Origin of the sequence: Vibrio diabolicus (genome assembly GCF_011801455.1) — a bacterium.
GTDB lineage: Bacteria > Pseudomonadota > Gammaproteobacteria > Enterobacterales > Vibrionaceae > Vibrio > Vibrio diabolicus.
This window is the reverse complement of sequence record NZ_CP042451.1, coordinates 697,740-714,014: the sequence shown is the minus strand read 5'-3', so window position 1 is coordinate 714,014 and position 16,275 is coordinate 697,740. Positions and strand designations below refer to the sequence as shown.

The window sequence follows — 16,275 nt, the reverse complement described above, 5'->3', positions numbered from 1 at the left end:
GAGGCGGAGCAATACTAGCGAAAGCCGGTAACGCTGACAAGGGAAAATTAGTAAAAAATCAATGCCAATGCGCTAAGCGCTCAAAAAAAGGGCAAAAGATGCCCTTTTCATTCACTGCACACTTTAACGCAATGATTAACAACTTGCTTTTACAGCTTCGGCAATTTTCAGTGCAGAGCTTTGAACTAGCTCGCCATCCTCACCTTCCACCATAACGCGAATCAAAGGCTCTGTGCCAGATTTACGCAACAATACACGTCCTTTATCACCCAGCGTAGCTTCTACTTCGGCGACGGCGTTTAGTACTGCTTGAGCTTCAAGAGGATTACTTTCCCCTGCAAAGCGGACATTTTCTAGAACCTGAGGATACAACGTCATGCCTTGCGATAGCTCATGCAAAGACATATCACTGCCAACTACAGAAGCAAGCACTTGCAGTGCTGCAACAATCGCATCGCCCGTGGTGACTTTATCTAATAAGATCACATGGCCTGAGTTTTCAGCACCAATTTTCCAGCCTTTTTCTATCAGTTGTTCCATGACATAACGGTCACCAACAGCGGCACGTACGAATGGAATGCCTAGCTGCTTTAAGCCATTTTCCATGCCCAAGTTAGTCATCAACGTACCAACTACACCACCCTTTAGCTCGCCACGACGAAGAGCATCACGAGCAATAATGTAAGCAATTTGGTCGCCATCGACTTTGTTGCCAAGGTGGTCGACCATAATGATACGGTCACCATCACCATCAAATGCTAAACCAAGGTGTGCTTGCTCTTCAACGACACGCTTTTGAAGCGCACGAACATCTGTTGCGCCCACTTCTTCATTAATGTTGATGCCGTTAGGCTCTACGCCCATTGCAATAACTTCTGCGCCAAGCTCTTTGAAGACATTTGGAGCAATGTGGTACGTTGCACCGTGCGCACAATCTACCACGATTTTAAAGTTTGCAAGACTCAATTCAGATGGGAAAGTACTCTTACAGAATTCGATGTAACGGCCTGCAGCGTCATTTAGACGAGTGGCTTTACCAAGTTCTGCAGACTCAACACATTCAATGTCTTTATCCAGCTCAGCTTCAATAGCCAACTCGATATCGTCAGGTAACTTAGTACCTTCAGAAGAAAAGAATTTAATGCCGTTGTCGTAATATGGGTTATGCGATGCAGAAATCACAATCCCCGCCTCTGCGCGGAAAGTTTGAGTTAAATATGCCACTGCTGGGGTTGGCATTGGACCAGTAAATGTTGCTTTAAGTCCCGCTGCAGCAAGGCCTGCTTCTAATGCAGATTCAAGCATATAACCGGAGATACGCGTATCTTTACCTATAATAACTTTCTTTGTGCCTTGTTTTGCTAGTACACGACCAGCAGCCCAGCCAAGCTTAAGTACGAAGTCCGGAGTGATTGGGTATTGTCCTACTTTACCGCGCACACCGTCAGTACCAAAGTAACGTCTTTTATTCGACATAAACTTTCCTTTATTATTTTTAAATATTGTTTTTCGTCATCTCAACAACTTTCATTGCTTCGATTGTCTCTTCAAAGTCATGCACACGAATGATCTGCGCGCCTTTCATTGCTGCAATCGTAGCGCAAACGACACTCGCATTTGTACATTCAGCCGCTGGCTTATCCAACAACTTAAAAATCATTGACTTACGAGACATGCCAGCCAAAATTGGCAGGCCGAATTCATGAAACTTTTCAAGATGAGCGAGCATATGATAATTGTGTTCTATCGTTTTGCCAAAGCCAAACCCAGGATCGAGAATCAGTTGAGATTTATCAATCCCTGCTGCTTCACATGCCGCGATACGTTCTTCTAGAAAGGCAGATACGTCGCTCATCAAATCATCATAATGAGGTGCAACTTGCATGGTTCTAGGTTGACCTTTCATATGCATCAGACAAATTGGAAGCTTTGCTTCTGCTGCGACTTCGAGAGCACCAGGTTCTTGCAAAGATCGAATGTCATTGATCAAATCTGCACCAGCATCAATAGCTTGACGCATAACTTCCGCTTTACTGGTATCGACCGAAATCCACACATCGTACTTTTCACGAATGGCCTTGATTACTGGGACAACACGTCGAAGTTCTTCTTCTAAAGACACATCTGGCGCGCCAGGCCTTGTCGACTCCCCACCAACATCAACAATGCTTACACCAGCCTTTATCATTTTATCAACTTGAGCAAGGGCGAGTTCAATCGAGTTGTATTTACCACCATCCGAAAAGGAATCCGGAGTCACATTTAGAATGGCCATAACATGTGGACGGGAAAGATCTAAAGATTTGTTATTTGCTGTAATCATCATCATAAACACAAAAACCCCGAGATAACTCGGGGTTTATTATTATCAACACTCTTTATTCAGAGTCTTTCTTTTCAGGCGCTTCGCTAGAAGTCGCTTCTGAAGAGCTAGACTTTTCTGCATCTTTCGCAGCGTCCGTTGCTTCTTCTTTAACTTCTGGCTTTGCTTGAGGCTTCTCGCTGTCTTCAGGTTTGCTAGTTGAGTTATCACTCCAACCCGCAGGCTCACGAATTTCAGCTTTGCGCTCCATTAAATCATCAATTTGACGAGCATCAATGGTTTCATACTTCATCAGCGCATCTTTCATCGCATGCATGATATCCATGTTTTCTTGAAGAATCTTCTTCGCACGGTCATAGTTGCGGTCAATGATTTGACGAACTTCATCATCAATCAGCTTCGCCGTATCATCAGATACATGCTTAGTCTGAGTCACGCTACGACCAAGGAACACCTCACCTTCATCTTCTGCATACAGTAGAGGACCAAGCTTTTCAGAGAAACCCCATTGAGTAACCATCTTACGAGCAATATCAGTTGCACGTTCAATATCGTTTGACGCGCCTGTTGAGACTTTATCAGCACCGTAGATAAGCTCTTCCGCTAGACGACCACCGTACAAGCTAGAGATCATAGACTCTAGATGCTGGCGAGACATGCTGACACGGTCTTGCTCCGGTAGGTACATAGTCACACCCAACGCGCGACCGCGTGGAATGATCGACACTTTGTACACTGGATCGTGCTCAGGTACTAAACGACCAACAATTGCGTGACCTGCTTCGTGATAAGCCGTTGACTCTTTTGTCTCTTCAGACATCACCATTGAACGGCGCTCGGCACCCATCATGATTTTGTCTTTCGCTAATTCGAATTCAACCATAGAAACGTTACGCTTGTTACCACGCGCAGCAAATAGCGCCGCTTCGTTGACTAGGTTTGCTAAATCAGCACCAGAGAAGCCTGGTGTACCACGAGCGATTAGAGAAGGCTCTACGTCACCTGCTAGAGGGACTTTACGCATGTGTACTTTTAGAATCTGCTCACGACCACGTACATCTGGCAATCCAACCACTACTTGGCGGTCAAAACGACCAGGACGTAGCAACGCTGGGTCAAGAACGTCTGGACGGTTAGTTGCAGCGATTACGATGATACCTTCGTTACCTTCGAAACCATCCATCTCTACTAGCATTTGGTTTAGTGTTTGCTCACGTTCATCGTGACCACCACCAACACCAGCACCACGCTGACGACCTACCGCATCGATTTCATCGATGAAGATAATACAAGGCGCTGCTTTCTTAGCTTGTTCGAACATGTCACGTACACGAGATGCACCGACACCCACAAACATTTCTACGAAATCTGAACCCGAGATGGTAAAAAACGGTACTTTTGCTTCACCAGCAATGGCTTTCGCTAGAAGCGTTTTACCAGTACCAGGAGGACCAACCATTAACACACCAGTAGGAATCTTACCGCCCAGTTTTTGGAAGCGGCTTGGATCACGCAAGTAGTCCACCAGCTCTTTCACGTCTTCTTTTGCTTCGTCACAACCAGCGACGTCAGCAAAAGTTGTCTTGATTTGTTCTTCGCTCATCATTCGAGCTTTGCTCTTACCAAAAGACATAGCGCCTTTACCGCCGCCGCCTTGCATTTGACGCATGAAGAAAATCCATACACCAATCAGTAAGATCATTGGGAACCAAGAAATGAAAATAGTACCAAGCAAGCTCTGCTCTTCTGGAGGCGTGCCCTGTACTTTCACGTTTTGGTTAATTAGGTCATCTAGAAGCTTTTGGTCATACACTGGCATGTAAGTGACCATTTTGGCACCGCCGCCACGACGAACAAAGCTAATTTCACCGTCTTTAAAAGTTGCTTCTTGAATCTGGCCTTGGCCAACTTCCTGTACAAACGTGGTGTAATCCACGGTTCTGCCATTGCTTTCTCCAGGGCCAAAGCTCTGGAATACCGACATCAATACGACGGCGATAACAAGCCACAGAATTAAATTTTTTGCCATGTCACTCAAGGTGTAAGCCTCTCGATAACTAATTGTAATTAAAGGTAGGGTACTACAGTTCATTCACTGTAGCTATAGTGTTAACACGCTCTCAAGAGAGCAAAATGGTTAACCTTTGTAACCAGTGGCTACAACAAAGACTTCTCGAGAGCGAGCTCGCGATGAGTCTGGTTTTCTAATTTTTACGGCTTTAAACATGTCTCGGACTTCTTTCACATACTGATCGAAGCCTTCCCCCTGGAAAACCTTTACGACAAAGCTACCATTAGGCGCTAGAACTTGTCGACACATATCTAAAGCCAATTCAACTAAATACATAGCACGAGGTTGGTCAACAGAGTTATTTCCCGCAATATTAGGTGCCATGTCAGACATTACTACGTCTACCATTGAAGGTTGGATTCTTTCTAGCAAAGCTTCCAAGACAGCATCATCGCGAAAGTCGCCTTGTAAAAAGCTGACACCCGCAATCGGGTCCATAGGAAGCAAATCACACGCAATGATCTGACCACTGTCTCCTACTATCTTAGCAGCATATTGAGACCACCCGCCCGGTGCCGCACCCAAATCGACGACTGTCATCCCAGGCTTTAACAATTTATCTTTCGTTTGAATCTCATCGATCTTGAAATAAGCACGTGAGCGATAGCCTTTTTTACGAGCCTCATTCGCGTATTTATCATCAAAGTGTTCTTTCAACCAACGACCAGAACTAGCCGAATGTTTTTGTTTACTCATTTTAATCCCAACAAGGCGCAAATTGGAGCTATTGTTTTAATAGGCGCTACCTATTACTCAATAAATTATAGTCTTCAGCAATAGATGGCGTTAAAATAGCTTTTTTCAACCCTTATTTTAAAGAAAATTGGCCGCGTAATGAACCTAAGCACCAAACAAAAGCAGCACCTTAAAGGCCTAGCTCACAGTTTAAAACCTGTCGTGCTAATGGGCGCAAATGGACTTACAGAAGCCGTGCTAGCAGAAATTGAAATCGCTCTTAACCATCACGAACTAATCAAAGTAAAAGTTGCTTCAGAAGATCGTGAAACAAAACAGCTAATCATCGACGCTATCGTACGTGAGACGGGCGCAGAAAAAGTTCAGACTATTGGTAAAGTGCTTGTGCTGTACCGCCAGTCTGAAGAGCGTAAAATCGAAATCCCTCGTAAGTAATTCTACTTACGTTGCTGAAGAAAAAAGGTCGCCATTGGCGACCTTTTTGCGTTTTATTGGAGTAACAGACTACTCTCAACGACTTAGATGTACTCTACTCGGTCGATTTCGAAGTCTTTCGCGCCACCCGGAGTTTGAATAGCAACCTCATCGCCTTCCATCTTACCGATCAAGCCACGAGCAATTGGTGAGCTTACTGAAATACGGCCAGCTTTAATGTCTGCTTCGTCATCACCAACAATTTGGTATGTTTTTTCTTCTTCGGTGTCGATGTCAATCAAGGTTACGGTTGAACCAAAAATAACTTTACCCGTGTTCTCCATCTTCGTTACATCAATTACTTGAGCAACTGACAGTTTGTATTCAATGTCACGGATTTGTGCTTCACAGATACCCTGCTCTTCTCGAGCGGCGTGATATTCTGCGTTCTCTTTTAAATCACCTAACTCACGAGCTTCAGCGATTGCCTCTGAAATTTGAGGACGTAGTTTAAGTAGACGATCGAGTTCTGCACGTAGCTTTTGCTCGCCACGTAGTGTCATTGGAACTTTTTCCATTTTATAACCTCAAGCCCAAATGGGTCTTTGGACAAAAAAAAGCCCACCCTGCCATAGGGCTGGGTAGTGCGCTTAAAGATGCATTTCATTTAGTGTAAACAAACTCCCGGACGAAATCATCTTAATTCGAAAGGCTGTAAGACTATGCATTTTCGGCATAATGATATAAGTCACTTTTAGAACGATTCTAGAGTGCATCACTGTCGCAATTTGTTGAAAAACAACACTGTTCATTACACCAAAAACATCAAAAAAGATAAAAACTAATCAATGTCAGACGAATGTTATAGCCGAAAAATATCATTTAAAACAAAAAGTTAAATCAAAACCCAGAACAATCGAACAGTGTTCATCGATACGATTTATATCATTTTACTAACTCATACGGAAACTTTAGCAGTAAAACATGTCCAGCGAGTTGTTAGATCAAAGGCTTACAAGGGCGAATTATACCGCTCATTGGCCGATTATAGACCAACAACTTGTGAGAGATTACCTCTCCCCCATACAACAATGATTATGGACAGCTAACTAGGACAAATAAGATGAAAAAGACTCTAATTGCTCTTTCTGTATCTGCAGCAGCTATGGCAACTGGCGTAAACGCAGCTGAACTTTACAACCAAGACGGCACTTCTCTAGAAATGGGCGGCCGTGCTGAAGCACGTCTATCTATGAAAGATGGCGACGCTCAAGACAAATCTCGCATCCGTCTAAACTTCCTTGGTAAACAAGAGATCAATGACAACCTATACGGTGTTGGTTTCTGGGAAGGTGAATTTGAGACTGCTCAAAACGGTACTGTAGACGGCGACGACAAGAGCGATCTAGAAACTCGTCTTGCTTACGCTGGTCTTGGTGGTGCTTACGGTGAGTTCGCATACGGTAAAACTGAAGGTGCACTAGGCGTTATCACTGACTTCACTGATATCATGGCTTACCACGGTAACTCTGCAGCAGACAAACTAGCTGTAGCAGACCGTACAGACAACATGATGGCTTACAAAGGTCAATTTGAAAACCTAAGTGTTAAAGCAAGCTACCGCTTCGCTGACCGTGTAGAACAAAACGGTGAATACTCTGATAACAAACAAGACGGCTACTCTCTATCAGCTATCTACGCTGTAGCAGACACTGGTCTTGAGCTTGGTGCTGGTTACGCAGACCAATACGATGCAAACGAGTACATGCTAGCTGCATCTTACACAATGTCTGATCTTTACTTCGCTGGTATCTTCACAGATGGCGAAAAAATGACTGACACATTCAACAACACTGTTGATTACACTGGTTACGAACTAGCGGGTGCTTACACGCTAGGTCAAACAGTATTCACAACAACGTACAACAATGCAGAAACTGACAACGAAACTTCTGCAAACAACTTCGCTGTTGATGCTTCTTACTACTTCAAACCTAACTTCCGCGGTTACGTTTCTTACAACTTCAACCTAATTGACGCTGGCGATAAGTTCGGCTCAACTAGCGGTAAGACAGTTGCGAACAAGATCGATGCTGAAGACGAGCTAGCTCTAGGTCTACGTTACGACTTCTAATTCCGGTCTTTGACTAGAATATCGAATGCCCGCTTCAAGCGGGCATTTTTTATACTCCATTTTAAGCCGCGCGCCTTTCTCTCATGTCTCATTCCTGATGACATATAAAGCATTTCTTTAGTTACCTAGCATATTGAAAGGACTTGCGTATACTCAATCACATAACTCACCTTAGAAAGTATCATTATGCGTTTACGTTGGCCCTTGCTCATATTCTCTTCATTACTTTCTGCTTTTTCACAAGCGTACCCTCATCAAGAAGTGTTGCCGGAAGGCTCTCGCATCAGTTTAGTCGCGGAAAAACTCAGTGAGAATGCTGAACTTGACGGTGTTCATCCTACCGAACAATTATTCCCACCAGCCAGTACATTAAAAATCGTCACAGCATTAGCGGCAAAGTTAGAGCTGGGTGATAACTTCCGCTTTCGAACCAAACTAGAAGCGTCGAGCTCAGACGCAGTGATTTACTTTGTCGGCGATCCAACGCTCCAAACCAACGATTTAAAATCACTTCTTACCCTAGCCAAGAAAAATGGCTTAAAACGTATTGACGGTGACTTATGGCTCGATAACAGCGCATTCACTGGTTACAACCGTGCAGTGGGCTGGCCGTGGGATATCTTGGGAGTTTGCTACAGCGCTCCGGCATCGACCATCACACTCAATAACAACTGTGTGCAGGCTTCTATCTATACGCAAAAAGACGGTGGGACTCGAGTCTACGTACCTGAGCATCAACCTATTCGTGTAACAAGTACTGTCGAGACCGTTTCTAAAACGATTAAGAAAAGTCGTCATTGCGATTTAGGCTTAGTCGCAAACCCTGATAACAACTACAAGCTAACTGGATGCTTAGTTGAGAGGGAGAAACCATTGCCACTTAAATTTGCCGTTCAAGATCCCGAACTTTATACCAGCCATAGATTGGCAGCTTTGCTTAAGCAGCTCAATATTGAGTTATCAGGAAAGATTCGGTTCGGTTCGGCTCCGGAAAAACAGCGCAAGCTAATCGCCATGCATCAATCAGAGGCATTACCAGACATTCTGGAAGAGATGCTTAAAAACTCTGATAACTTGATTGCAGATACATTAACCAAAACACTTGGCGCTAAGTTTTTTGTTCAGTCAGGTAGCTTTGCCAACGGTACAGAGGCGATCAAGCAGATCATTTTCGCCAACACTGGTATTGATATTCGTAATGCGCGCCTAGAAGACGGCTCAGGACTTTCACGAAACAACCGTATCTCCGCCACCAAAATGGCGGAAATTCTTCGTTATATTTGGAAGCACGAAGACGAGCTTAAACTGATCGCCATCATGCCGAAGTCAGGTGAGTCAGGCACACTAAAGTACCGACAAAGTATGCGAAAGTTGCCAATTAAAGGACAATTGATCGCCAAAAGCGGCTCCCTCTACGGAACTTACAACATGGCCGGATATGGCTTGGATAAAAATGGTCAACCTAATACCGTTTTTGTTCAGTTTGTTTCAGACTACTTCCCAGAAAAAAGGGACGATAACAAACCTGTCATCGCCCCTATTACACATTTTGAGCAGCTTTTTTATAGTGATATTGTGAACTTTAGTCAGGCGATACCCAAGAAATAGTTCACCACATTAAAGTATATCCACATCCCTGAAATATCGACGATAGATGCAAGCACTGGACTCACCAATACCGCTGGGTCCATCTTGCAAGCTCGTGCAATAATTGGTAGCAGCCCACCTAATGTTGTAGAAATCGTTACTTGGATGAATAACGCAACCGCTATTGCCAATGCAATATCGGTAAGTTCAAAGCCCCCTGTTGATTGACCGGCACTAAATAACATAATGCGTCCAATCATCACGATAGCGATCGCTAACGCAATAAATAGAGCAACGCGGCTCTCTTTCCACAAAACTTCTAACCATTGGCGTTTTTTTAGCTCTCCAGTTGCAAGAGCACGAATCACCAAAGTTGCAGCTTGTGTTCCTGTATTGCCACCAGCCGCAGCGATCACAGGCATGTACACCGCAAGCAAAACGAGCTGGCTAAGGGTGTCCTCATACTGAGCAATGATCAAACCCGACACAATCCCTAAAAGGGCCAGTGCAATGATCCACCCAATACGCTGCTTCACGTGCCCCAAAACACTAGTCGATAAATAACCATCAGGTGTATCAACTTCAGACATATGCAAACCCAATTGGTGAGCATAATGACGTGCGCGTTTGTCATGGCCTGCTTGCTCAAGTTGAGCAATAAGACTATTCACATAACCGACAGAGCAATGCTGCAAAATACCTACCGCCTCATCGATCGGCATGATCGTAAGCAAATGGACTTGTTGCTCTTGATCATACTGCAAAAATGCATTGCGAGCTGCACCAATTTCTACTTCAGAAAAGTTTGGTGTTGTTTCAATAAAAGTGTTGTTCATTACCGTCATGGCGAATCTCCCGATTGGCATTGGTAACGACCATCGACAAGGCACGCAAAGTCACTCTTGCATACTTAAAGTCACACAACAATTAAGATGCACAGAGAAAACCAATGCGGACGCACTGTCTATTCAGAATGTATGAAGGAAATAACGAGAAGAAAATTAGAAAAGATGCCTCACCACTTAGGTAAGGCGGAGATCGCCAATACCGAAGCGGGTTATTTCGCTCCCTTGCTCTTACTCACCCAACGACTGGGAGGATGGTCGGTATTGTTCATGTAAATCTCCGATAACGCTGCCATTATTGGCAGCGAGAGTATAGTAGCAAAGTTAAACATGTTTGGAAGTTTTACTTTGTCTTTTTCGCTAAATTTTTATACAAAAAAAGCGCCCATCAGGCGCTTTCATTTGCAGCGATTATTGATTACTGAATAGTAATACGTGCAAATTTACGTTTGCCTACTTGGAACACGTAAGTACCCGCTGCTGGAGCAAATTTGCTGTCCGCAATTTTTTCACCATCTATCTTCACAGCGCCCTGCTTAACCATACGCATCGCATCTGACGATGACGGGCATAAGCCAGCCTCTTTCAACAGATTGCTCACTGGGCGACCTGCATCAAAATCAAATTCTGGCATTTCATCAGGAATTTGGTTCTTCGCAAAACGGTTTACGAATTCTTGCTCTGCCGCATCTGCATCAGCTTCACTGTGGAAACGAGCAATAATTTCTTTTGCTAGCAATACTTTGATGTCACGAGGGTTTTTGCCCGCTTCTACATCAGCTTTGAATTGAGCAATCTCTTCCAGAGGACGGAAAGAGAGCAGCTCGTAGTAGCTCCACATTAGGTCATCAGAAATAGACATGATTTTACCAAACATTTCGCTTGGCGCTTCGCTGATACCGATGTAGTTATTTGCTGACTTAGACATCTTCTTCTCGCCATCAAGGCCCACTAGAAGAGGCATCATCAGAACAACCTGTGGTTTTTGACCGTGAGACTTTTGCAGTTCACGACCCATTAGCAGGTTGAACTTCTGGTCAGTACCACCAAGCTCAACGTCAGTTTCCATTGCTACTGAGTCCCAACCTTGTAGAAGTGGGTACATGAATTCATGAATAGCAATTGGCTGACCACCCGCGTAACGCTTTTTAAAGTCATCACGTTCTAGCATACGAGCAACAGTTTGGTTTGCAGCAAGACGAATCATACCTTCTGCACCAAGCTCAGATAACCACTCAGAGTTGAACTGAATCTTAGTTTTTGCAGGGTCTAGAATTTTGAATACCTGCTCTTTGTAAGTTTCTGCATTACGCAATACGTCTTCGCGGCTTAGCGGTGGACGTGTTGTGTTTTTACCTGTTGGGTCACCAACCATTGCAGTGAAGTCACCAATTAGGAACGTCACCTCATGACCTAGCTCTTGGAACAAGCGAAGCTTATTGAAAATAACCGTATGACCTAGGTGAATATCTGGAGCCGTAGGATCCGCACCCAATTTAATACGTAGAGGACGGTCTTCTTTTAGTTTTGCGATAAGCTCTTCTTCTGGAATCAGCTCTTCAACACCGCGCTTAATCTCGGCTAGTGCAGCTTCAATGCTCGCCATTCTTGTTCACTCCCACAGATTTGGCAAAAATATAATAGCTGAACATATTACTTGAATAGCGATGCATTTTGAAACACGTTAGACTAGGTAGTTGTCAATTTTTCCGTTTAATTTAGCAATCAAGTACCTCATGCATTCGATTTTTGTCCGACTTCCACTCTTGCACAAAGTATTGATCGGTTTTTTTAGTGCGCTTATTATCTTCGCGCTCTTCTTTTTACCTGATCCGCAAGACCTAGACCCACAGCAGAGCCGATTAAAAGTTGGTCAACATTATCCTGTGCCAGTTTCCCTAGAACTCAGTGCACTAAACAGTTCGTCTCCAGCGTCCCCCGCTGTACTGCGTTGGGAAACGTACAAAGTGAAAAATGGTGAGAGTGCCGCCATCTTGTTTAGTCGCGTGGGGCTTTCTGCCCGTCTATTGCATGAGCTTGTCTCATCAGACAAAGAAGTGGAAAAGCAATTAACCCGACTTCGACCTGGCGATCGATTGCAATTCGGTTTTGATGAAAACAACGACTTAGTACAATTAAGAAGAACATTAAGCGCATTCGAAACTTTTCGTATCACGTTAAAAGACGGCAAATACGTCTCAGAAGTCGATAAAAAAGAAGTCGACTTCCAGTACAACTACGCTGAAGCCACCATCAAATCAAACTTTTGGAATGCGGGAATCTCTTCAGGATTAAATGGCAACCAAATCATGGAACTGGCCGGCATATTTGGCTGGGATATCGACTTTGCTTTAGATATTCGTAAAAACGACAGCTTCCGAGTGCTTTACCAAGAGGAAGTGGTAGAAGGTGAAGTAATCGGCCGCGGAAAAATCATTGCTGCGATATTTAAAAACCAAGGCGATACCTTCACCGCAATACTGGATCAGAAAAGTGGCAAGTATTACGACGAAAATGGACGAGCAATGAAAAAAGCGTTCTTGCGCGCGCCGTTGGATTTCCGTCGAGTTTCGTCTAACTTCAACCCACGCCGCTTACACCCTGTAACGGGACGCGTTCGTCCTCATAGAGGCACGGACTATGCTGCACCAGTGGGCACCCCGATTTGGGCGGCTGGCGATGGTGTCGTTCAAAAATCGTCTTACAACAAATTTAATGGTAACTACGTTTTCATTAAACATAGCAATACTTACATTACCAAGTACCTGCACTTAACTAAACGTACAGTACGAGCTGGTCAACGCGTTAAGCAAGGTCAAACCATTGGTACGCTTGGCGGAACAGGTCGTGTAACAGGCCCTCACTTGCACTATGAGTTCCTTGTGAATGGTGTCCACAAAAACCCGCGTACGGTGAATTTGCCACAATCTAAATCCCTAACAGGCAAAGCAAGACAAACTTTCATGGCAAACGCAAAAATTAGCATGGACAAACTTGAGCGCTACAGCAAACTGTTAGCAATGAAGTAAATTGATGTATTGAAAAGGGCAGCTCAGCTGCCCTTTTTGTTTCTTTAATATCATCACGATGAAGCTTACTTTTCGGAGTGATGCTCTCTCCCGAGCATGAGCAAGCATGGTGTCAGAACCAGCGTTAACAAAGTCGCAAACGCCAACCCACCCGCGACAGCCGTCGCAAGTTGAGACCACCATTGAGTGCTTGGCGCGCCAAATTCCACTTTTTGGTTAACTAAGTCGATGTTCATTTCTAGCACCATTGGTAATAAGCCTAGTATGGTGGTCACCGTCGTGAGTAAAACGGGCCTTAAACGCTGCACACCTGTGCGCAAGATCGCCTCAGATTTCTCTAAGCCACGTTTACGCATCTGATTATAAGTATCGATTAATACGATGTTGTTATTAACAACAATACCTGCAAGCGCAATCACCCCTATTCCCGACATGATGATGCCAAATGGCTTTTGGAAAATAAGCAACCCAGCAAAGACCCCAACGGTAGAAAACAACACAGCACTGAGGATTAAGAAAGCTTGATAAAAGCTATTAAACTGCGTAATTAAAATCAGAGCCATCACACCAAGCGCGACAATAAAAGCATTTTGTAAGAATGCTGATGAGTTTTCCTGCTCTTCATTTTGACCCCGAATCTTATATTCAATGCCTTCCGGTAAGTCGAGCTGTTCCATTCCAGCGGCAATCTTCGGTAGCTCAAGCGCCAAATTGTAACCTTCCACCATGTCTGCTTTGATATTGATAACTCGATGGCCGTCTACACGACGAATGGTATCTTGCTTATGATCTGGCTTAATTTGAGCAAAGTTCGTGATTGGCACCAGACCAGCTGCCGTTTTCACTCTCAGTTGGTCAAATCGACCAATATCGCGCTTATCTTGTGGATAGCGCACCAAAATATCGACTTCTTCATCCGCATCATCGGGTAAATAATCGCCTATTTTCAAACCGTTTGTAACAAACTGAACAGTATTCCCGACTAAGGTCGCATCCGCTGCAAAGCGAGAGGCGTCATCTCGCTGGATATCAATTTGCCAATCAATCCCTTCCTTATTAGTGGTATCACTCAAATTGGTCAGTGCAGGATTACCATCAGCCCAGTGTCGGACTTTTTTGGCCGCTTCATCTAACGCACTAACACTCAAGTTTCGCGATGAAACTTCAATCACGAGATCATGCTCAACAGGCGGTCCTGCGTCCGGGAATTTATACTCAAGTTCAACACCATAAAAGCGATCTGTGGTCTCTTTTAGCTCTTCAATAATGGTTTTCACTTTGCGTCGATACTGCCAATCCACAGGTGTTATCTGAATCTGGCCGATTTCATCCCCATTATCACTTGAGCCTGTACGCGTGTAGACACTTTCAAACTCGTCATGACCGAGCATCACCTTCTCGATTTCGCGCATAACCACATCTTTTTCGTGAATAGACAGGTCACCATAAGAACGAACTTTAACGGTAAAAAAGGCTGGGTCCACTTCAGGGAAAAACTCTGCACCCAAGCCAGCCTTGTTGTAAGTGAAGCCGACACCTGCCGCTAGCAGTATCGCGCTGAGTAAGACTTTCCATGGATGACGAATCGCTACCGACAGAGTCTGGTAATAAAGCTTGGTAATGCCTGTCGCTTTTTCAAAGTTGCCGTTATGCAGCTCAACCATTTCTCGCTGAGCTTTCTGATTGACTACTTGAGGCTTGCCAATGATCCCACCTATGACAGGAACGAACAGTAAAGCCATCATCAGCGAAGCGGCCAAGGTAGCAATTAAAGTAAGTGGTAAGTACTTCATGAACTCACCTGTGATGTCTGGCCAGAAAAGTAACGGAGCAAACGCAGCCAATGTGGTTGCTGTGGATGCGGTAATAGGCCATGCCATCCGCTTTGCTGCATCTCGATAGGCTTCTTTACGAGGTGTACCCTCTTGCATGCGCCTATCCGCAAACTCTGTCACCACAATGGCACCATCCACCAACATGCCCACCGCCATAATTAAAGCAAACAGAACGACGATATTGACCGTCAGCCCAAATACCGATAACACCAACAACCCAGTCAAGAACGATCCCGGAATAGAAATCCCTACGAGAAGCGCGGTCCTAACCCCCAATATGGCAATAATGACGATCACTACGAGGATAATTGCGGATAATATATTGTTTTGTAGATCACTGAGCATCAATTTGACATCGTCGGATTGATCCCAAGTATATTTGACTTGCAAATTGTTGGGCCACTCGGCTCGCTGTTGTCCTTGAGCCAGTACTTCTTTTACCAGCTCGACCGTTTCAATGATGTTTTCACCTGCCCGTTTTTTCACATCCAAAACGATGGCAGATTCGCCATCTAAACGAGCAAAACTTTCAGGGTCGCGAAATGCACGTCGTACTGTCGCCACATCGCCAAAGGTGATCACCTTTTTGCCATTCACTTTGATTGGCAGTTCAAGCACATCTTTCAATGAATCAAACACCGATGGGACTTTTACCGAAAAGCGTCCATACCCAGTATCGACAAATCCCGCTGCAACCACTCGGTTATTCAAGGCGATTAAATTATAAATATCCGCTTGATCGAGACCGTAGCTTTCCATCAATAGCGGATCGACAACTATCTCCACGATGTCTTCGCGATCTCCTGCGATTTCAACCTCAAGAACCTGACGGAAACTCTCCAAACGATCACGTAGCGTTCTGGCAATCTGTACAATGGTCCGCTCTGGTACGGTGCCATAGAGCACAACAGTCAAAACGGGCTCTTCAGATGCAAACGTGACTTCATTTACCGTTGGCTCATCACTGTCCTCTGGCAATTTTGGCTTCGCAAGGTCAACGGCGTCTCGGACATCTGCCATCGCTTTATCAAGATCCACTCCAACACTAAATTCCAGCGTCACCGAAGCATGACCTTCTGATGCCACAGAGGTCATCTCTTTTACGCCTTCAATAGAGCGCAACTCTTGCTCTATTGGGCGAACTAATAAACGCTCGGCATCGACGGGAGAAATGCCTTGATGTCCAACGGAAACGTAGATAATAGGAATGGTAATATCAGGGCTCGATTCCTTGGGGATTGTGACGTAAGTAATGACACCGGCAATTAAGATCATCACCAGTAATGTCAGCATGGTGCGAGCGCGGGATAACGCAGCATCAATCAGAGTGTACATAAGTGC

At 44.6% G+C, this 16,275-nt stretch carries 12 protein-coding genes; 4 read left to right on the top strand and 8 right to left on the bottom strand.

Annotated elements, in window-relative coordinates; translation table 11 throughout:
• Positions 1 to 135: 135 nt before the first annotated feature.
• The 4 genes from glmM to rlmE all read right to left on the bottom strand — a co-directional run bounded on the left by glmM (position 136) and on the right by rlmE (position 5,090).
• Positions 136 to 1,476 carry a phosphoglucosamine mutase gene (gene glmM / locus FR741_RS03420; RefSeq protein WP_167426268.1) on the bottom strand — a complete coding sequence of 447 codons (1,341 nt, stop codon included), beginning with the start codon at positions 1,474 to 1,476 and terminating at the stop codon, positions 136 to 138.
• Between the two features lie 19 nt (positions 1,477 to 1,495).
• Positions 1,496 to 2,326: a dihydropteroate synthase gene (folP, locus tag FR741_RS03415; protein ID WP_065645530.1), complete on the bottom strand. Its 831-nt coding sequence runs from the start codon at positions 2,324 to 2,326 to the stop codon at positions 1,496 to 1,498.
• Between the two features lie 52 nt (positions 2,327 to 2,378).
• Entirely contained in the window at positions 2,379 to 4,352 is a 1,974-nt protein-coding gene (gene ftsH / locus FR741_RS03410) for an ATP-dependent zinc metalloprotease FtsH (RefSeq protein WP_085342669.1), read from the bottom strand.
• A 108-nt stretch (positions 4,353 to 4,460) separates the two neighbouring features.
• Positions 4,461 to 5,090, bottom strand: coding sequence for a 23S rRNA (uridine(2552)-2'-O)-methyltransferase RlmE (gene rlmE, locus FR741_RS03405; protein ID WP_005388985.1), 630 nt, complete (start codon positions 5,088 to 5,090; stop codon positions 4,461 to 4,463).
• A gap of 138 nt (positions 5,091 to 5,228) precedes the next feature.
• Here rlmE and yhbY point away from each other — a divergent pair, with 138 nt between their 5' ends.
• The gene (yhbY, locus tag FR741_RS03400) at positions 5,229 to 5,525 is read left to right on the top strand and encodes a ribosome assembly RNA-binding protein YhbY (RefSeq protein ID WP_005380066.1); all 297 of its coding nucleotides are present in this window, start codon (positions 5,229 to 5,231) and stop codon (positions 5,523 to 5,525) included.
• Positions 5,526 to 5,608: 83 nt separating this feature from the next.
• Here the strand turns inward: yhbY and greA are convergent, their stop codons facing one another.
• Positions 5,609 to 6,082 carry a transcription elongation factor GreA gene (gene greA, locus FR741_RS03395; RefSeq protein ID WP_005380065.1) on the bottom strand — a complete coding sequence of 158 codons (474 nt, stop codon included), beginning with the start codon at positions 6,080 to 6,082 and terminating at the stop codon, positions 5,609 to 5,611.
• Positions 6,083 to 6,627: 545 nt separating this feature from the next.
• Here greA and FR741_RS03390 point away from each other — a divergent pair.
• Positions 6,628 to 7,638, top strand: a complete 1,011-nt coding sequence (locus FR741_RS03390; RefSeq protein WP_012841444.1) for a porin — start codon at positions 6,628 to 6,630, stop codon at positions 7,636 to 7,638.
• 186 nt (positions 7,639 to 7,824) lie between these two features.
• On the top strand, positions 7,825 to 9,246 hold the full coding sequence (dacB, locus tag FR741_RS03385; protein ID WP_167426267.1) for a serine-type D-Ala-D-Ala carboxypeptidase: 1,422 nt from the start codon (positions 7,825 to 7,827) through the stop codon (positions 9,244 to 9,246).
• Here dacB and FR741_RS03380 read toward each other — a convergent pair.
• Both FR741_RS03380 and tyrS read right to left on the bottom strand, forming a co-directional pair.
• Positions 9,225 to 10,070: a magnesium transporter gene (locus tag FR741_RS03380; protein WP_167426266.1), complete on the bottom strand. Its 846-nt coding sequence runs from the start codon at positions 10,068 to 10,070 to the stop codon at positions 9,225 to 9,227. The genes dacB and FR741_RS03380 overlap by 22 nt on opposite strands.
• Positions 10,071 to 10,488: 418 nt before the next feature.
• Complete coding sequence (tyrS, locus tag FR741_RS03375) at positions 10,489 to 11,676, bottom strand: tyrosine--tRNA ligase (RefSeq protein WP_065645535.1); 1,188 nt, start codon at positions 11,674 to 11,676, stop codon at positions 10,489 to 10,491.
• A gap of 130 nt (positions 11,677 to 11,806) precedes the next feature.
• On the opposite strand from tyrS, the gene FR741_RS03370 reads away from it, so the two are divergent.
• The gene (locus tag FR741_RS03370) at positions 11,807 to 13,099 is read left to right on the top strand and encodes a peptidoglycan DD-metalloendopeptidase family protein (protein WP_046875053.1); all 1,293 of its coding nucleotides are present in this window, start codon (positions 11,807 to 11,809) and stop codon (positions 13,097 to 13,099) included.
• A 65-nt stretch (positions 13,100 to 13,164) separates the two neighbouring features.
• Here the strand turns inward: FR741_RS03370 and vmeK are convergent, their stop codons facing one another.
• On the bottom strand, positions 13,165 to 16,269 hold the full coding sequence (gene vmeK, locus FR741_RS03365) for a multidrug efflux RND transporter permease subunit VmeK (protein ID WP_167426265.1): 3,105 nt from the start codon (positions 16,267 to 16,269) through the stop codon (positions 13,165 to 13,167).
• Between the last annotated feature and the right edge of the window lie 6 nt (positions 16,270 to 16,275).